15 protein-coding genes are annotated in these 17,131 nt (G+C 60.9%); 12 read left to right on the forward strand and 3 right to left on the reverse strand.

The window, feature by feature from the left end:
* Positions 1 to 116 precede the first annotated feature (116 nt).
* A complete protein-coding gene (locus L6D82_RS08045) occupies positions 117 to 1,118 on the forward strand; it encodes a FecR family protein (RefSeq protein ID WP_236188627.1) in 1,002 nt (333 codons plus the stop codon).
* A gap of 62 nt (positions 1,119 to 1,180) precedes the next feature.
* On the opposite strand, the gene pvdQ is transcribed toward L6D82_RS08045, so the two are convergent.
* The gene (gene pvdQ, locus L6D82_RS08050) at positions 1,181 to 3,517 is read right to left on the reverse strand and encodes a bifunctional acylase PvdQ (RefSeq protein WP_236188628.1); all 2,337 of its coding nucleotides are present in this window, start codon (positions 3,515 to 3,517) and stop codon (positions 1,181 to 1,183) included.
* A gap of 294 nt (positions 3,518 to 3,811) precedes the next feature.
* Between pvdQ and L6D82_RS08055 the strand changes: the two genes are divergently transcribed.
* The gene (locus tag L6D82_RS08055) at positions 3,812 to 4,189 is read left to right on the forward strand and encodes a fe2+ zn2+ uptake regulation protein (protein WP_085745805.1); all 378 of its coding nucleotides are present in this window, start codon (positions 3,812 to 3,814) and stop codon (positions 4,187 to 4,189) included.
* Positions 4,190 to 4,207: 18 nt separating this feature from the next.
* Here L6D82_RS08055 and L6D82_RS08060 read toward each other — a convergent pair whose 3' ends face one another.
* The gene (locus L6D82_RS08060) at positions 4,208 to 4,396 is read right to left on the reverse strand and encodes a hypothetical protein (protein WP_007957552.1); all 189 of its coding nucleotides are present in this window, start codon (positions 4,394 to 4,396) and stop codon (positions 4,208 to 4,210) included.
* A 157-nt stretch (positions 4,397 to 4,553) separates the two neighbouring features.
* Between L6D82_RS08060 and L6D82_RS08065 the strand changes: the two genes are divergently transcribed.
* From L6D82_RS08065 to L6D82_RS08090, 6 genes are all read left to right on the forward strand, one after another.
* Entirely contained in the window at positions 4,554 to 4,691 is a 138-nt protein-coding gene (locus L6D82_RS08065; RefSeq protein ID WP_007957554.1) for a hypothetical protein, read from the forward strand.
* Positions 4,692 to 4,952: 261 nt separating this feature from the next.
* Positions 4,953 to 6,200: an MFS transporter gene (locus tag L6D82_RS08070; RefSeq protein WP_236188630.1), complete on the forward strand. Its 1,248-nt coding sequence runs from the start codon at positions 4,953 to 4,955 to the stop codon at positions 6,198 to 6,200.
* Between the two features lie 15 nt (positions 6,201 to 6,215).
* A complete protein-coding gene (locus L6D82_RS08075; RefSeq protein WP_236188632.1) occupies positions 6,216 to 7,346 on the forward strand; it encodes a LuxE/PaaK family acyltransferase in 1,131 nt (376 codons plus the stop codon).
* Between the two features lies 1 nt (position 7,347).
* Positions 7,348 to 9,798, forward strand: coding sequence for an aldehyde dehydrogenase family protein (locus tag L6D82_RS08080; RefSeq protein ID WP_236188633.1), 2,451 nt, complete (start codon positions 7,348 to 7,350; stop codon positions 9,796 to 9,798).
* Positions 9,782 to 11,071 carry a phenylacetate--CoA ligase family protein gene (locus L6D82_RS08085; RefSeq protein ID WP_085745809.1) on the forward strand — a complete coding sequence of 430 codons (1,290 nt, stop codon included), beginning with the start codon at positions 9,782 to 9,784 and terminating at the stop codon, positions 11,069 to 11,071. The genes L6D82_RS08080 and L6D82_RS08085 overlap by 17 nt, the downstream gene beginning before the upstream one ends.
* The gene (locus tag L6D82_RS08090) at positions 11,071 to 12,015 is read left to right on the forward strand and encodes a GNAT family N-acetyltransferase (RefSeq protein WP_236188636.1); all 945 of its coding nucleotides are present in this window, start codon (positions 11,071 to 11,073) and stop codon (positions 12,013 to 12,015) included. The genes L6D82_RS08085 and L6D82_RS08090 overlap by 1 nt, the downstream gene beginning before the upstream one ends.
* A gap of 40 nt (positions 12,016 to 12,055) precedes the next feature.
* Here L6D82_RS08090 and L6D82_RS08095 read toward each other — a convergent pair whose 3' ends face one another.
* Positions 12,056 to 12,589 (reverse strand): hypothetical protein, encoded by a 534-nt coding sequence (locus tag L6D82_RS08095; RefSeq protein WP_085745811.1) that lies wholly within the window; start codon positions 12,587 to 12,589, stop codon positions 12,056 to 12,058.
* A gap of 383 nt (positions 12,590 to 12,972) precedes the next feature.
* Between L6D82_RS08095 and L6D82_RS28845 the strand changes: the two genes are divergently transcribed.
* The 4 genes from L6D82_RS28845 (at position 12,973) to L6D82_RS08115 (ending at position 17,120) form a co-directional block, all read left to right on the forward strand.
* Complete coding sequence (locus L6D82_RS28845; protein ID WP_236188638.1) at positions 12,973 to 14,964, forward strand: methyl-accepting chemotaxis protein; 1,992 nt, start codon at positions 12,973 to 12,975, stop codon at positions 14,962 to 14,964.
* 164 nt (positions 14,965 to 15,128) lie between these two features.
* Positions 15,129 to 15,575 (forward strand): DUF411 domain-containing protein, encoded by a 447-nt coding sequence (locus L6D82_RS08105; protein WP_007957572.1) that lies wholly within the window; start codon positions 15,129 to 15,131, stop codon positions 15,573 to 15,575.
* On the forward strand, positions 15,575 to 16,009 hold the full coding sequence (locus L6D82_RS08110) for a YqaA family protein (RefSeq protein ID WP_011333971.1): 435 nt from the start codon (positions 15,575 to 15,577) through the stop codon (positions 16,007 to 16,009). The genes L6D82_RS08105 and L6D82_RS08110 overlap by 1 nt, the downstream gene beginning before the upstream one ends.
* 85 nt (positions 16,010 to 16,094) lie before the next feature.
* Positions 16,095 to 17,120, forward strand: coding sequence for an alpha/beta fold hydrolase (locus tag L6D82_RS08115; protein ID WP_236188642.1), 1,026 nt, complete (start codon positions 16,095 to 16,097; stop codon positions 17,118 to 17,120).
* The last annotated feature ends 11 nt before the right edge of the window (positions 17,121 to 17,131 follow it).

Below are 17,131 nucleotides of genomic sequence, written 5' to 3' on the forward strand. Positions count from 1 at the left end.
CCTGGTTTTTGGGGCGTCTGAGCGAAAAAAGTTCCACGTTTGATGGGTAATTGCCATGACGGTTGTTCTCGGCACCTCCCCCCCGAGGTTAGAATGCGGGAAATCAGGATGAGTCAATGACCCAGAACACCCTCTCGGAAGCCGAATACGATGCGATCACCGATGCCGCCGCGCATTGGTGCATGCGTCTGCACGCCGTCGATTGCACCGCTGAAGAGCGGCAGGCGTTCGACCAGTGGCGCGATGCGCACCCGCTTCACGCGTTCGAATATGAGGCGATGTTGGAGATCTGGGATGTCGCCGAACATTTGCCACGCCCGGAACCTGCGGTAGTCATACCGATCACTCCGCCGGCCCGGACGTGGCGCCAATACGCGGTGGCTGCCTCCGTTTGCGCGCTGGCGCTCCCGCTGGCGGCCTGGACCGGGTGGAATCTGGGGTGGCTGCCCAACAGCTATCAGCACTTCGCCGCCACCGACAATGTGCGCCACGTCACTTTGGGCGACGGCAGTCAGGTCGAGCTGAACCTCAACACCGAACTGACCTACAGCAATTACAAGGACGAGCGTCGCGTCACCCTGAAAAAGGGTGAGGCCTTCTTCGAAGTCAGCCATGACCTGAGCCACCCTTTCGTCGTCAGGGCTGCAGAAGGCAGGATTCGCGTCACTGGCACCCGTTTCAACGTCTGGATGTATGAGGATCAGGTGAAGGTCAACCTGATCGAAGGTTCGGTACTGGTCACCAGCAACGCTCAGCTGCCAGGCGATGGCTTGCGCCTCGGCCCTTCGATGCAGGCTCGCTACCGACACGGCGACTTCATGCCGCAAATCAGCCAGACCTATGCCAGCGACACTTCGCTGGCCTGGCGCAACGGCAAACTGGTACTCGACAACCTGGCGCTGAACGACGCGCTGCCGATGATCAACCGTTACCTGGACAAACCTCTGATGCTTGCCGATAGCGCGACCGGATCGATCCGGGTCGGCGGCATTTACAACATCAAGGAGCTTAACAGCTTCGCCGGCTCGATGCCCAAGGTGCTGCCGGTGTTCCTGACCCGCAACAAGGACGGCAACCCGGTGATCAACCCGATGCCGCAGCAACCGCCAAAAAACTGAAGGCCGGTCCCGTGAGGGAGCGGCCTTCTGCTTTTGCGGTTATCGACGGGTTGAACAGCTGATTACTGCGCCGCGACTTTCCCCGCCTTTTCCAGATCATCACGCACGGTCTGCACCTGATACTGCGGATCTGCCTTGATCTGCTGCTCGGTGAATGGCAACACGCTCCACTGTTTCTTCGAGAACGCCTCGGTCTGGTCGCGGGAATACTTCGACGCCGGATCACTGGACAGCGAGAACGCCAGCAAACCCTGGGCATGCGGCCCCTTGTCGTCGAACGTCACGACTTGCAGGTAACTGGTGCCACTGACCACTTCCAGCTTGCCGTCTTCACGGGGCACGCTCTGGATCGCGTTGTAGATGCCCAGCGTGCCCGGGCCACCGTGAATCGGCGTTTGCTGTCCTGCACTGCTGACCACCTGCACATCGCCCCAACGGGTTTTCTCGGTCAGGCCCATTTTGGTGGCGGACTCGGCCGACGCCAGCATGGCCTCGCGCAGTGCCTTGGCCACTTCGGGCTTTTCAATGGCCAGTCCGCGCGGAGTGTGCTGCGCATCCTTCGGGTCGAACGCCACACGCCAGGCCTGCGGCGATTCCTGCATCGCTTGCATGATGGTCTGGAAATGCACCAGCCCGATGCCCGACTCCAGATTCGCCCGGCCGTCCCACGCTTTCAGACTGCTGCACACCGATTTCAGCGCTGCCTCAGGCTGGGAAGCACAGAACTTCAACAGATCCGGCACCACCTGAGTCGCCAGGAACACCTGATCGTCCATCACCATGTGTTGCAGGTCCTGCACCGACACCGGGCCTTTCTTGCTCAGGGTCGCCAGACGATCCAGCGCAAAGCGCGAGCGCAGGCCCAGAGGCTGGCCGTCCTGACTGATCAGCGGCGAGAAGCCGGTCAGCGGTTGCGCCGGGTTGGCCAGCCACGCCGAGTCGTTGGAGTGCTGGACGAAGTCCTTGCGCAACAGCTGCGGCAGTTGGCTGGACGCGTAAATGCCCTTCTGTGCGGCTTGCGGGTCGATGTCCCAGGCGCAGGCGCTGCTGGAGCCGTCGAGCACGATCATTTGCAGGCCCATACGCGGGTCGCTGCACCTGGCCAGTTTGTCGGCACTGACATTCGGCACCACCGACAGGTTCATGTACAGCGTCTGGCCCTTGTCATCCACAGCCAGGGTGTTGACCCACGGGATGCCCTGGATGGTATGCACCGAATCCTGCAGATCCTTGAGATTGCCGGCGCGGTTCATGGCGTACCACTGTTTCAGCACCCGGTCGTTGTCGAGGTTGGCATCGCGCAGGCTATAGGCGTACTGATTGTTCCAGTCGAGCTTGCCAGGCCACTGCACGACCGGGCCGAACTGCGAACTGTAGACATCCCGCTGGACCGGCACCACCTGCCCGTCCGCCTGTTTGACCTGCACCGTGACCGTCTGCTTGTTCATCGGCAGGGACTGGCCGTCGAGCAGATAACGGGTCGGATCCTTCGGATCGAGTTGCAGACGATACAGGGTGAAATGCTTGGACGAGTCGACAGTGTGGGTCCAGGCCAGGTGCTGGTTGAAGCCGATATTGATCATCGGCAGGCCCGGCAGCGCCGCGCCCATCACATCCAGTTTGCCAGGAATGGTCAGGTGCATCTGATAGAAGCGCATGCCGCCGACCCACGGAAAATGCGGGTTGGCCAACAGCATCCCGCGGCCATTGAACGAGCGCTCACTGCCCACCGCCACGGCGTTGCTGCCACGATCCAGGGCGAAGCGTTGCTGGCGCGTTTCAGCCAGTTGATAAGCCCGGGCATCGTTTCCAATCTGCGCAGTGGCCTGCGGGGGTGTAGCACCTGCCAAGGCTTCGGCGAACTGGCCGACACCGCCCTCGACCAGCAGGCGACGGGTCAGCTTCACCAGGTCTTCGGCAGCGATGTCGCGCACCCATTCGCCCTGGCACTGCTGGGGCAGTCCCTGCTGACGGCGCTCGGCCAGATAACGGTTGTAGCCGGCGGCATAACCTTCCACCAGATCACGCACTTCCACCGGTTGCGCCTGCCAGAAGGCATTCACGGCCTGCGGCGTGTTGAGCCACTGGAAGAACACGTCGCTGACGCGGTTCTCGCGCTCTTCGACTGTCAGCTGCTCCGGCCCGAAATACCGCGACCGCTCGCCATTGACCGTCACGATCTCGTTGGCCAGCAGACAGAGATTGTCGTGCGCATAGGCGTAACCGATGCCGAACCCGAGACCACGTTCGTTTTCCGCGCGGATGTGCGGTACGCCAAAACCTGTGCGACGGATATCGGCGCCGGTCTGGCCGGAAGGGCTGAACGCCTGCGCCGACAGACTCAGCCCGAGAAACAGGCCGGCAAGGGTCAGTCCGGTGAATTGCCTGGAAATAGTCACGCTCGCTCCTGATCGAAATGCCGAAGAGCGAACCGCCCGCCACCGTGAACACGTCGGGCCCGGCTCGCTCTGAAATCACCCACGCGTCACGCGCAATGAGCCTGTCCAGAAAACGAAGCCGCGGAAAAAAAATTTAGTCAGCCACACATCCGTCTCGAACCGTAATCACGGGGAAAAGACGAAACGACGACAAATTTTCTACATTTTTCGCTTCATGATTTGTCGAGCTGAAACGTCTTGTTTAGAGAGAGCACAAAAAACCTTTCCTGATCAGGCTCTGAAAGGAGTAATCGCATGTACAACCCACCCCTACCATCGGAAGGTAGCCAGACCCCACAAGGAGCGCCCATGGGTTCGCACGTCGACGTATTCGGGCAACGGGTCGAGCGTCACGGCAATGAGCGCATCCGTTTGCTGCTCAAAAGCTTCGGCCTGCGCACCAGTCTGATTCGCCTCAAAGTCATCGACACCCTGCTGGTCGCCGCCGAGGACGACCGGCGTCTGGGTGTGCGTGGCGTGCATAGCCAACTGCTGGATCTGGACATTCCGTTGTCCTTCCTCAGCGTTCGTGAAGTACTCAAGCGTCTGTGTGCCGAAGGCGTGATCACGTTCAACGACGACAAGAGCTACAGCCTCCATCCCCAGGCTGCCGCGGTGCTCAACAACGATTGAAGCACCCGGCAGACGCCGTCAGGGCTTGACCTTGCGGCGCATCACGCCGTTGATCACAACGACTACCACCGCCACACCGATGGCGATGTACTGGAACGTTTGCTCGCTGAGCTTGCCGGCGTTTTGCAGCCAGGACAGGCCGAGCATGATCAGCAGTACGGCGACGGCGATCAGAATCGAATATATCAAGCGTTGCTTATGGGTCATTACAGGTTCCTGAACCGTTGGAATGTATCGGGTTTGTATCGGCGTTGATGCCATGCACATACCGTTTGACGGGGATGCGCCGCGGTAAACGGGGTCTCATGTTACAGCCGATGAAGAGCTTTGGCTTCAAACGGCGTCAACCATGAGGATCCTTGAAATGCTGCGTCGAATCACCTGGCTGATTCCTGTCCTTGCACTGCTCACCCTGAGCGGCTGCATCATCTTTCCCCACGGCGGCTGGCATGGCGATCATCGCCACTATGGGCCTGGCCCGGGCTATTACTACCATCGTTAAGTCATCTCACGGAAAGGATGCCAGCGTCCGTCCGTTCAAATGCAACAACGGATTTTAGCGTCAGGAAAAATGCCCACAGGAATGTGGGCTTTTTTTATCGATCGGCGATCAATGCTGTAGGGCGCTTCACCTGTGCAAGCAAGAAAGTGTCCCTCTGCAACATCACGCATAACGAAGTCACAGACCGTCACACCAACGACGTAGGAACAATGACTTCCCCTCCCTACCCTTTGCGCTCCCTCTCAACTGTCCAGGAAGCGCATGCAAAGAACTCTCATCAACCTCCCGCCGCGCCGGGCGCTCGGCTTCTGTCTGGCCATCACGCTGTTCGAATGGCTGACCTACATGGCCAGTGACATGGTCATGCCGGCCATGCTGACCGTCACCCGGGATCTCGAAGCCGATGCCGCTCACATCCCCAACGCGTTCAATCTTTACCTGATCGGCGGTGTCTGCCTGCAATGGCTGATCGGGCCGCTGTCCGACCGGTTCGGCCGGCGCCCGCTGCTGCTGGGCGGTTGTGCGCTGTTCGGCGTGACCTGTGCGGCGGCTGTCGCCACACCCGGCATCGAAGTGTTCAACGCCCTGCGACTGTTGCAAGGCATGGGACTGGGGTTTGTCGTAGCGGTCAGCTACCCCGCGCTTCAGGAAGTCTTCTGCGAGGCCGATGCGGTGCGCCTGATGGCGCTGCTGGGCAATGTCGCCCTGCTTTCGCCCCTGCTCGGCCCGCTGCTCGGCAGTCTGCTGCTGGAGTGGCTGAGCTGGCGCGAGTTGTTTCTCGGTCTGGGCCTGATCGCGGCACTGACCTGGATCGGACTGCATGTCTGCATGCCGGAAACGATCGGCGTTGTCCGCCACGATGGTAGTCAACAAGCACCGATTCCTTTCTCATTTCGCCAGATCAGCAGTCGCTACCTTGCACTGCTGCGCAATCACCGGTTTGTCGGCATCTGCCTGGCGCTGGGCTTGATGAGCCTGCCGCTGATTGCCTGGATCGGACTGGCGCCGCTGCTGCTCGTCCAGTTACTGGGACTGACCACGCGCGAATATGCGCTGTGGCAGATTCCGGTGTTCTCGGCAGTCATTGTCGGCAATCTGATCCTTGATCGACTGCTGGCCTTGCGGGATCTGCCGCAACTGATTCGTCTGGCGCTCTGGCCGTTCTGCCTGGGTTTGCTGACCCTGATCGTCACTGCACTGAGCAGCCTGTCCCTTGCAGGCTTGATGACCGGCCTTGCGTTGTACGCCGTGGGGCTGGGCATGAGCAACGCCGCGCTGTACCGGCTCGCACTGTTTTCCAGCGATGACAGTAAAGGCCTGGTGTCTGCAGCAATCGGCATGATCTCGATTGCCGTGATGGGGATAGGTGGTTCGCTGATCGCTGCCATCGGCGGCGGTAGCCGTGTCGAATCCTTCGCCCTCTGGGCGGCACTGGGCGGTCTGCTCAGCCTGCCCCTGCTGTACCGGTTTCTGCCACACGTCCCGGCAGATTCCGCCTCTTCAACATAACGACAAGGACGCCTGATGATTCACTTCCCCCACAGCAACGCGCTCTGCGCGTTGACGCAACCCTATTGCCCGGATTCCGTGCCGGACGGACTGTTTAACCAGGCCATGGCCGAAATCAGCCGGTTTCACAGCCAGCACACTCCGGGATACGAACACTGGTTGAATGCCAACGGCCTGAACGCAGGTGACCTGGACCATCTGGATGACTGGTCACGCCTTCCGCCGATCTTCGCCAGTTATTTCAAGCGCCAGGTCCTGCTCAGCCCCACCGGGATGGACGCGCTGGAACTCACCTCCTCCGGCACCAGTGGCGAGAAAAGCCGCATGCGTTACGACGAACGCAGCCTGGGGGCGGCCCAGAACATGGTCGAGCGGATTTTCCAGCACTATGACTGGGACACCCCGCACACTCCGTGCAACTACCTGCTGCTGAGCTATGAACCCGAGGGCAGCATCAGCCTGGGAACGTCATTTACCGATCAGTTTCTATGCCGCTTCGCCCCCGTCAATCGTGTGGCCTACGCACTGCGCCGTACGGGCGGTGGTCATGAATTCGACGGCTTTGGCGTGATCGCTGCCTTGCAGTCCTTCGCCGAAGAAGGTTTGCCGGTACGGATCTTCGGCTTCCCGGCGTTTCTCTGGCAGACCCTGCAACGCATGCAGGCGACCGGGATGGCTGATCTGCAACTGGCGCAAGGCTCGTTGACGCTGTTAGGCGGCGGCTGGAAAACCCACGCGGCGCAAGAGATTCCCCGCCAGCAACTGTACGAGCGCATTCACCGCCAATTGGGCATCGAGATGTCCCGCTGCCGTGACGGCTACGGCGCCGTCGAGCATGCGGTGCCTTATCTAGAGTGTGCTCAGCACCGTTTCCATGTACCCGTCTACTCGAAGGTTTTCGTGCGCCATCCCGCCGACTTTTCGGTTCAGCCCTATGGCCGTCAGGGCTTGCTGAGTTTTGTCTCGCCTTACATCTCATCGAGCCCCGCGCACGCGGTGGTCATGAGCGATCTTGCCACCCTGCATCCAGGCGCCAGTTGCGACTGCGGGCTGACCGGCGACTGGTTCGAACTGCATGGCCGCGCCGCCACCACGGCCGGTCGAAGCTGCGCCCTGGCCGCCTCTGAACTGCTGGGGAAGTATTGATATGTACCTGATCAACGGAAAGCTTCACAACGATTGCACTCTGGAATTCGCACTGGAACAACTTTATCCGGACTTGCCACAACGGTTGGCCGGGGCGCTCGATACAGCGACTGTGCTTGCTGCAGCAGCCACTTTTGCCAAACGTCTGCAAGATCCGGACACGGCATTGCCCATCGATCCCGAGCAACGTCAGTCACTGATCGAGTTCTGCCAACCCGCTGGCCTTCGGTGCAAGCTTGAGCGCGAGCTCGGCGAGCAACCGGGCAGCCTGCGTCGCCTCGACTATCGCCAGTCACGCTTTGAACGCTGGAGCCCGCTGGGCCTGGTGGTCCACATCACCCCCGGCAATGCGCCGCTGCTGGCTTTCTGTGCGGTGATCGAAGGCCTGCTGGCCGGCAACGTCAACTGGTTGCGCCCCAGCAGCAGCGATCAGGGTGTGACGGCGCAATTACTTCATGAATTGGCGCAGTGCGATGCGACCGGCCAGATCGCCGCGCATGTCGCCGTCGTTCCGGCCAGCACGGCCCAGATCGGTCAACTGTGCCAACAGGCCAACGGCGTTTCAGCGTGGGGCGGTGAATCAGCACTGCAAGCCATCCGCCAGCAACTGGCGCCCGGCTGTCGCTGGATCGACTGGGGCCACCGCATCAGCTTCATCTACCTGACACCGGCAGCGGTCACGCCGCAAGCCCTGGACGCCGTGGCCGATGAAGTCTGCCGCCTCGATCAGCAGGCCTGCTCCAGCCCGCAATGGCTGCTGGTGGACAGTGACGATGAAAACACTTTGCGTTCAATCGGCGAGGGCCTTGCCGAGGCGTTCGAACGCCGCGCCCGACACTGGCCAGCCCTGTTGCCGTCGATTCAGGAGGCCTCGGAAATCACCACCCGCACGGCGATGGCGCGACTGGCTCACAGCTTTGCCGGTGTCAGCGGTCAGGTCTGGCAAACACCGGACTGGCGCGTCATCTGGAGCCACGACCAGACACTCGGCCCCTCGCCGCTGTTTCGCAGCCTGTTGCTTAAACCCCTGTCGCGCTCGCAAGCCTGCGAGGTGCTCTTGCCTTGGCGAAACGTGCTGCAAAGCGCCGCGCTGATGTGTGCCGAACACGAAATGGCCGAACTGGCTCAAACGCTGATCGCTGCGGGCGTTACACGGGTTACCCCGGTGCAATTGATTCACGACGGCTACGAAGGCGAACCCCACGACGGTGTGTATGCCTTGCAACGCTTGAGCCGGCGCGTGTCGGTCAGCCTGCCGGCCACGGCGCTGATAACCCGCGCCACGCTTGATCCGCTGCCGACACCGCCCTGCCTGGCCGATTTGCCGATCATGAGCAAAGACACCTTTGTCACCCGCCCGATCCATCCGGCGGCCCGCTTGTACTTCCGCTCCGGCGGCAGCAGCGGCACCCCGGCGTTGGCCGGCTACAGCTACCGCGATTTTGATCGACAGATGCGCGCCACCGCCGACGGTTTGTTCGCGGCGGGTCTCGACCCGAGCCGCGACCGGGTGATGAACCTGTTCTTCAGTGGCGGGCTGTATGGCGGTTTCTTCAGTTTTTCCAAAGTGCTGGAAACGTTGGGGACCACGCACCTGCCGATGGGCGCGCCGGCCGATGACGATTACCGCGAGATCGCGCAGATAATCATCGACCAACGCGTCACTGTGCTGGTCGGCATGCCCAGCTCCCTGAACCGTCTGTTCCTCAATGAGCAGGCACGGCTGCGCGAATATGGCGGGATCGAAAAGGTCTTCCTCGGCGGCGAACACCCCGGTGAACAAAGCCTCGCGCTGATGCGCGACTGTGGCGTCGGGCTGATCCGATCGGCCGTTTACGGCAGTGTCGACGCCGGGCCGCTCGGCCATGCCTGCCCGGCCACCGGCGATGGCGTGTTTCATCTGATGAGCGATATCCAGCACCTGGAAATCGTCGAATTCGAGGCCGATCGGCCGGTGATCGGCGGTGAAACCGGGCGTCTGGTATTCACCTCCATCGAACGTGAAGGGCAGGACGTGCAGCGCTACGACGTCGGAGACAGCGGTCGCTGGATTCCGGGTCTGTGTGACTGCGGGCTGCCCACGCCGCGTTTCGAACTGCTGCAACGTCACGGCAGGTTGATGCGCATCGGCACGGACTTCATCTGCCTGGCGCTACTGGCGGAGCACCTGCAGAGCGAGTTCCAGCTGATCCTCGAACATGCCCCCGACGGACTCGAGCGCATGCGCTTTCGCAGTCCACGGCAACCCGATGATGTTCAGCGTCGCCTGCTGGAGTATCCGACGCTGGCCACGCTCATCCAGACGGGTCTTCTGACCGTGGACGTGGAGGTCTGCCGCAGCGACGGATTTACCCGTAACAAACACAGCGGCAAGACACCGCTGCTGATCGACAATCGGGGTGTCGGTCCCCGCGCAAACAGGCAAGGAGCCGCTCATGAACACAGGGTTTGAACTGCAAGAACTGGTCACGTTTGCACGAGAGCATTCGGGCTTTTATGCGAACCACTTCGCCGACGTTTCCCTGCCCGTCACATCGCTGGAACAATTGCCGGTGATTGACCCCGTTGCTTACTGGAAAGGCAGTCATGACCTCGACCACTGGCCTGTCATGACGGCGCCTTTGAATGACGCGCTGATCCTCAAAACGGGAGGAACTACCAGTGCCGGCAAGTTTTCACTGTTCCGGCGCGAGGAATGGCAGACGCTGGTGGCGGACTTCGGTCGCAGTCTCGGCTCGCAGTTGAGCCCCGGCGACCGCGTCGCCAACCTGTTTTTCGTCGGCGACCTGTATGCCAGTTTCATCTTCACCCACGATGCGCTGGCGCATGTGCAAGCGGAGGTTATCGAGTTTCCCTTCACCGGCCATATCGACCCAAGTGTCCTGGCCGATGCGATTGCCCGACACCGGATCAATGTCCTGGCCGGCGTGCCTGCCCACCTGTTGACTTTCGCAGCATGGCTCGAACAACACGGCCGGGTTCTGAAGGAAGTCACCACTCTGCTCTACGCCGGTGAAAGCCTGTTTGATGCTCAGTTGCAGCGGCTGGCGCGAGTGTTTCCCCAGGCCCGGGTGGCCTCCATCGGCTACGCCAGTGTCGATGCCGGATTCATTGGCGCCAGCCATCGTGACTGTGCCCTGGGCGAGCATCGGATCCCCGAAAGTCACGGTGTGCTGGAAATTCTCGACGAGCACACCGGTGAAGTGATCGATGAATGCGACCGGGTCGGGCGCCTGGTGATGACCAATCTCACGCGCCGTTTGATGCCGCTGATCCGCTACCCGGTGGGCGATCGTGCTTGCTGGCGAGAGCCGTCGGGAACGCCCCGGCGCAAGTTCGCGTTGATGGGCCGCTGCGCCGACAGCCAGCGCGTGCGGGTGGGCATACTGAACCTGCTGCCGCAATCGATCGGCGACACCGTATGGCGCGTCACCGGCAGCGATGATTGGCAACTGGTGATCGAGCAGGACGGCGCCATGGATATCCTGAGCCTGCACTGGGCGCCGGACGCCCTGACACCTGTGAACGCTGAGGCCGACCAGACGCTGCACAGTGCCTTGATCGAAGACTATCCGTTGATCAAGCAACTGAGCGCCGATCACCTGCTGGTATTGCGGATTCGCTGCTGCAAGGTTCAGGAACTGGCACGCCATCCACGCTCCGGCAAGCGTCAACGTGTGCTCGATCGGCGCGTCTACAACGGCACTGGCCAGGAGCCTTGCTGATGGAAGCGATCACCCTGCGAGGCTACCGCACCAGTGACGCTCCGGCGGTCAGTCGCCTGTTCAGAAAGATCTACGGCGACCATTACGCCCAGCCGCATGTGTATCTGCCCCGGATGATCAGCCAGAACCATGCCGACGGCCGCTGGCACTCGTTGGTGGCGGTGGCGAACGGTCAAGTGGCTGGGCATTCCACATTGATTCTCGACAAAGAATCGTCCCTCGCCGAACTGGCACTGAGCGTGGTGGATCCGCAGATCCGTGGGCAGAACGTCGCCACGCAACTGAGTCGACAGTTGCTGATCCATGCGCAGGCGCTGGGATATCAGGGGGTCACGATCAAGCAAATGACCCATCATCCCTACACCCAGAAAATGGCTGCCGGCCTTGGTTTTCACAACACCGGCTTGTTGCCCGACCATGCACCGTCGCCCTTTGGCGGCGCGGTGACGGAATCGCTGGTACTGGGTTACGCCCCGGTCGATGGTTATCAGCGCCCGCTGCCGGCCTTGACCTGGCCGGACGAATGCCGTGAGTTCATGCAGCAGATGTGCGACGTGTTCGGAACGCGGTCGAACGTGTCGCCCTGGGTCGGCGCACCGGCGCAGCTGGAACAGCGATGGGGGCGATATGACGGGATTTTCAGTGAAGTGGACGACAGTTTGATCAAGCAGCTGCAACAACTGCCCGGACATTGGCTGATTTCGATCAGGCTCAGGCTGGCACAAGGGTTTGACAATGCCTGGCGCCGGTTATCGACGATGGGGTTCGTGTTCAGCGGGCTGGCGCCCGATGACAGAAGTGCAGGATGGCTGGCGCTTTTTCATCGCGGTTTCCAGCCAAAATCCTTGACGCTGCATTGCCCGCAAATGCAGCGGTTGCATGACGGGATGCAGCGGCAGGTCGCCTTGCTCCCAAAACTCCACGCTTGCGGCAATCGCCCATAAACGAAAGGGCCCGCCCCGTTACCGGGGCGGGCCCTGTCTATCATGCCTTGGCTTTGACACCTTGATCGGTAGGAGGCTTGCGCTCCCCGCCCTGACCGTAAGTCTGCAGGTTCTGCAGTACGTAAATGGCTTTCTTGTACTCGGGGATCAACGTATTCGCGTACTTGTTGCCCTTGAGATTGTTGTTCTGGATGGTATCCAGTTGTGTCGCGAAATATTCCAGCGCATTGAACTTGGCATCCGGATCCTTCTGGATGCCGAAGCGATCGAACTTGTCGCCGGCATTGAGCAAGGTCATGGACGTGATCTCGGAAATCAGGCCCCGGCTACGCAACATTGCACTGAGGCTGCCCAATTGCTTGGCTGAAACATTGGTGGGATCGAAACCCTTGATGTTCTTGTGCAGACCCTGCTTGTCCATCTCTGCGGTACTGATCGCGGTGGGGTCGTTGCCGACCAGGGCCAGCATCTGCTTGACCTTCACACTTTGAGAAACCGGTTTGCTCGAGCTTCCTGTATCTCGAACCAGCAAACCCGCCTTGGGTTGCCAGGCACCGGTATATCCGATAGTCATGAGCAAGCTCCTTGCGAGGAAAACATGAAAAATTCCTTGTTGAACGACTTTTGGGTTGCCCGGAGTATCGGCCGGCAAACTAATGGCACCAACTCATTTCTGCACTTTTTTACAATTTTTGTACATTCACGATACAAACCGTCAACAGCCCATAAACATGGGACTAGAGCGTTCATGACAATGTGATGAAAGTGGGTTTATTGCTCTAATGTTCGGGACGGTTAGTTATCGTGTATCAGAGCCGATACGTTCCTTTGGTCGGGATCGCCTCTTTTAGGACGAAAGTACCTAAAGCTTCCCGAAGACCCGACGATACGTTAGGAAACCCGCGCTGTTTGTTTCCACTGCCCACAATAAGAATCCCTGCTCAAGGACCGGTTTCCATGCCCGCATTCCGCACCATTCAGGCTCGTTACACGCTGTTTCTGGTTCTGTTCATTCTGTTGTTGTCGGTGCTCACCGTGGTTGGCATCAGCCAATTGGTCGCGCCCAAGTTGCGCCACACCGAAGAGCAAGTGGTGCTCAACCGCATTGCTGAAGTGGCCGAGCAAATCCAGGGCGAACTGAACAAGGTCCAGGCGCAACAGCGCAGCATCACCCAGACCGTCCCGCTGCTCGACAGCGCGGCCATCGACACCGTGTTGCCGGGGCTGGTGGATCAATACGGCGAACTGAAAGTCTTCGGCGGCGGCATCTGGCCGCTGCCCGGTCAGCGTGAGGCCGGACGCAACAAGTTCAGTACGTTCTGGCACCGCGATGCCTCCGGCAAACTGGCGGTGAACACCTTCTGGAACAGCGACGCGGCCCCCAACTATTACGACCAGAGCTGGTACAAGGGCGGCATGCAGACCCCGCGAGGCCAATGCGCCTGGGCCGCTGCCTATAAAGATGACGCCAGCGCCGAACCGCGCACCAACTGCGCCATGGCCATCCAGAAAAACGGCAGCGCCTGGGGCGTCTCGACCATCGACGTGACATTGGGCTTCTTCAACGAGCTGGTGGCGCGCAAGGAAAAAGACCTCAACGCCGAAATGCTGATCGTCGAGGCCGACGGCAAGATCATCAGCAACAGCTCGCGCATCAGCGGGCCGATCGTGCTGAAGAACATCAGCGAACTGGCCGGCGGCTCGACCTTCGCCAGCCAGGTCAAGGCCGGACTGCAAAATCGCGAGCAGGCGCAGCGCGTCGAATTCGACAACCACGGTGAAGCCAGCACCTTCTTCATGCGCCCGATCGAAGGCACCCCGTGGTTCCTCGCCACCGCACTGCCGACCAAAATGCTCACCGCCCAGCGTGACGACGTGCTCAGCAGCCTGAGCCTGCTGCAGATTCCGCTGGTGATCCTGCTGGTGCTGTTGCAGGTCTACGCGATTCGCCAACTGGTTTCGCGCATGAAAGCGCTGAAAGCCAACATCGATTCGCTGTCCAGCGGCGATGCCGACCTGACCCGGCGCATCACCATCCGCGCTGAAGATGAGCTCGGCGCCATCGGGCATTCGGTCAACACCTTCATCGCATACCTGCAGAACATGATCGGTGAGGTCACCCAGGCCACCGGCGCCATGGCTTCGAGCCTCGACAATCTGCAACGCACCTCGGCGCACACCAGTCAGATTCTGCTGCGCCACGCTTCGGAAACCGACCAGACCGTCACCGCCATCAACGAGATGAGTTCGACCGCTGAAAGCGTCGCCCAGAATGCCGCTGAAACCGCAGCCTTCACCCAGCGCGCCAACGAAAACGCCGACCGTTCGCGAGTGGTGGTTGGCGAAGCGTCAAGCAGCGTGGTCGCACTGATCGACGAAGTGGCCAGCGCCACCCACAAGGTCGAAAGCATGCAGCAGGACGCCCAGCGCATCACCGAAATCCTCGGCGTGATCGGCGCCATCGCCGGCCAGACCAACCTGCTGGCGCTCAACGCGGCAATTGAAGCAGCGCGTGCCGGAGAACAGGGCCGTGGTTTTGCGGTGGTGGCAGACGAAGTGCGTGCCCTCGCCGCCCGTACCCAGGCCAGCACCTCGGAAATCAACGAAATGTTGAGCCGCCTGACCCAGGGCGTCAGCTCGTCGGTCAGCGCCATGGAAAACACCCAGGCCAGTTGTCAGTCAGCCGCGGACGCCACTGCGCGAGTCAACAGTGGCCTCGACGAGATGGCCGGTTCGGTCAGCCACATCAACAGCCTCAGCACCCAGATCGCCACCGCCGCCGAGCAGCAAAGCGCGGTCACCGAAGAGATCAACCGCAGCATGGTGCAGATCCGCCACATGGTTGACGAGCTGGTGGAAAGCGGCCAGGCCAGCGAACTCAACACCCGTCAGCTGCTGGAAGCCAACAGCCGGGTGAGCGCGATCATGGGGCGCTTCAAGGTTCGCTGACGGTTTTGTCATCTTGCGCTCAGTGGCCTGTCAGCTTTGATCTACGATCATGTTGGCAGGCCTGCCCCGTATCACTTGGAAACACTCCGTTGATGCCCGGCAGGAAAAACAGGTCAAAATGCCTTCCTTTTTTGACCGTTCCTCCTTTGAGCCGAGAGCCCTCCATGCGAAACCACCTGCGTCTGGCCGCCCTGAGCGCCCTGTTCATTTCCTCCCTGGCGCAAGCCGCCGACCTTATCCCGATCGAAGTCCACCGCGACGCCAACTGCGGCTGCTGCAAAAAGTGGATCAGCCACCTGGAAGCCAATGGCTTCAAGGTCGAAGACCACGTCGAATCCGACATGAGCAGCTTCAAGCAACAACACGGCGTGCCGCCGCGTCTGGCGTCCTGCCACACCGCGATCATCAACGGCAAATTCGTCGAAGGCCATGTTCCGGCGGAACAGGTGCTGGCCCTGAGCAAACGTGACGACCTGCTGGGCGTTGCCGCACCGGGCATGCCGATGGGCTCGCCGGGCATGGAAATGGACGGCATGAGCGATGCGTATCAGGTGATCGGCCTGAAGAAAGACGGTGCCGATGTGGTGGTGGCGGATTACCCGGCCCATTGATGACGGCGGGTTATCTCGGGCTGTTCCTGGCCGCATTCGGTGCGGCGACGTTATTGCCACTGCAATCGGAGGCCGTGCTGGTCGGGCTGCTGGTCAGCGACCGTTATTGGTTGTGGGGGCTGCTGGCCGTGGCGACGCTGGGCAATGTCCTGGGTTCGCTGGTGAACTGGTGGCTGGGGCGCGGGCTGGAACGGTTTCAGGACCGGCGCTGGTTTCCGGTCAGCCCGAAGCATATGGCGCGCGCCCGCGTTCACTATCAGCGCTATGGTCACTGGTCCCTGCTGCTCAGTTGGCTGCCGGTGATCGGCGATCCGCTGACGTTGATCGCCGGGGTCATGCGCGAACCTCTTGGGCGATTCCTGCTGATCGTCACTCTCGCCAAAGGCGCCCGCTACGGGGTGCTGGCGATGCTCACCCTTGGCTGGCTCGGTTGAACGATCCGGCCCGGGGATTGCCTGTGTTTAACGTCGCCCTAATCCGGCCGTTCCAGCATCGGCCGATTTCTTGTGGAGTTGTCCTATGTCTGTGTCGCTGACCCGCTGGCTGCCCGGCCTGGTGTTGACCGCCGCCCTGCCCCTGCTTGCTCACGCCGAAGGCCCGCAATACGGGCCGGAGCTGCAAGGTTTCGATTATCCCTACACCCTCAAGCACTTTGCCTTTCAGTCCCAGGGCAAGTCGCTGCAGATGGGTTACATGGACGTCGCCGCTGATGGCAAGGCCAACGGACGCACCGTGGTGCTGATGCACGGCAAGAATTTTTGCGGCGCGACCTGGGACAGTTCGATCAAGGCCCTGAGCGAGGCCGGCTACCGGGTGGTCGCCCCGGACCAGATCGGCTTCTGCACCTCCAGCAAACCCGATCACTACCAGTACACCTTCCAGCAACTGGCGGCCAACACCCAGAAACTGCTCAAGGCGCTGGGCATCCAGAAAGCCACCCTGCTCGGCCACTCCACCGGCGGCATGCTCGCCACCCGTTACGCGCTGCAATACCCGGATCAGGTCGAGCAACTGGCGCTGGTCAATCCGATCGGCCTGGAAGACTGGAAAGCCCTCGGCGTGCCGTATCGCAGCGTCGATCAGTGGTATCAGCGCGAATTGAAAGTCACCGCCCAGGGCATTCGCGACTATGAACGCACGACCTATTACGACGGCCGCTGGAAACCCGAATTCGACCGTTGGGTCGACATGCTCGCGGGCCTGAGCAACGGCCCGGGCAAGACTCAGGTCGCATGGAACTCGGCGCTGATCTACGACATGATCTTCACCCAGCCGGTGTACTACGAGTTCAAGGACCTGAGGATGCCGACCCTGCTGCTGATCGGCACTTCCGACACCACCGCCATCGGCAAGGACATTGCGCCGCCCGAAGTGAAAGCCAAAATCGGCCACTACGAGGTGCTGGGCAAGCAGGTGGCAAAACTGATTCCTCAGTCCACGCTGGTGGAATTCCCCGGCATGGGCCACGCGCCGCAGATGGAAGAGCCGGCGAAATTCCACGAGGCACTGCTCGGCTGGCTGGACAAAACCAATCCCGTTCGTTGAAGAGGTAACGC

It is taken from the genome of Pseudomonas paraglycinae, assembly GCF_021601625.1.
In the GTDB taxonomy this organism is placed as follows: Bacteria; Pseudomonadota; Gammaproteobacteria; order Pseudomonadales; family Pseudomonadaceae; genus Aquipseudomonas; species Aquipseudomonas paraglycinae.

Excerpts from the sequence above, each read along its gene's own strand:
- L6D82_RS08060 (WP_007957552.1), bottom strand. The coding sequence starts at position 4,396 with ATGACCCATAAGCAACGCTTGATATATTCGATTCTGATCGCCGTCGCC.
- L6D82_RS08115 (WP_236188642.1), top strand. The coding sequence starts at position 16,095 with ATGTCTGTGTCGCTGACCCGCTGGCTGCCCGGCCTGGTGTTGACCGCC.
- L6D82_RS08095 (WP_085745811.1), bottom strand. The coding sequence starts at position 12,589 with ATGACTATCGGATATACCGGTGCCTGGCAACCCAAGGCGGGTTTGCTG.
- L6D82_RS08065 (WP_007957554.1), top strand. The coding sequence starts at position 4,554 with ATGCTGCGTCGAATCACCTGGCTGATTCCTGTCCTTGCACTGCTCACC.
- L6D82_RS08075 (WP_236188632.1), top strand. The coding sequence starts at position 6,216 with ATGATTCACTTCCCCCACAGCAACGCGCTCTGCGCGTTGACGCAACCC.
- L6D82_RS08080 (WP_236188633.1), top strand. The coding sequence starts at position 7,348 with ATGTACCTGATCAACGGAAAGCTTCACAACGATTGCACTCTGGAATTC.
- L6D82_RS08085 (WP_085745809.1), top strand. The coding sequence starts at position 9,782 with ATGAACACAGGGTTTGAACTGCAAGAACTGGTCACGTTTGCACGAGAG.
- L6D82_RS08055 (WP_085745805.1), top strand. The coding sequence starts at position 3,812 with ATGTACAACCCACCCCTACCATCGGAAGGTAGCCAGACCCCACAAGGA.
- L6D82_RS08110 (WP_011333971.1), top strand. The coding sequence starts at position 15,575 with ATGACGGCGGGTTATCTCGGGCTGTTCCTGGCCGCATTCGGTGCGGCG.
- L6D82_RS08105 (WP_007957572.1), top strand. The coding sequence starts at position 15,129 with ATGCGAAACCACCTGCGTCTGGCCGCCCTGAGCGCCCTGTTCATTTCC.
- L6D82_RS08090 (WP_236188636.1), top strand. The coding sequence starts at position 11,071 with ATGGAAGCGATCACCCTGCGAGGCTACCGCACCAGTGACGCTCCGGCG.
- L6D82_RS08045 (WP_236188627.1), top strand. The coding sequence starts at position 117 with ATGACCCAGAACACCCTCTCGGAAGCCGAATACGATGCGATCACCGAT.
- L6D82_RS08070 (WP_236188630.1), top strand. The coding sequence starts at position 4,953 with ATGCAAAGAACTCTCATCAACCTCCCGCCGCGCCGGGCGCTCGGCTTC.
- L6D82_RS28845 (WP_236188638.1), top strand. The coding sequence starts at position 12,973 with ATGCCCGCATTCCGCACCATTCAGGCTCGTTACACGCTGTTTCTGGTT.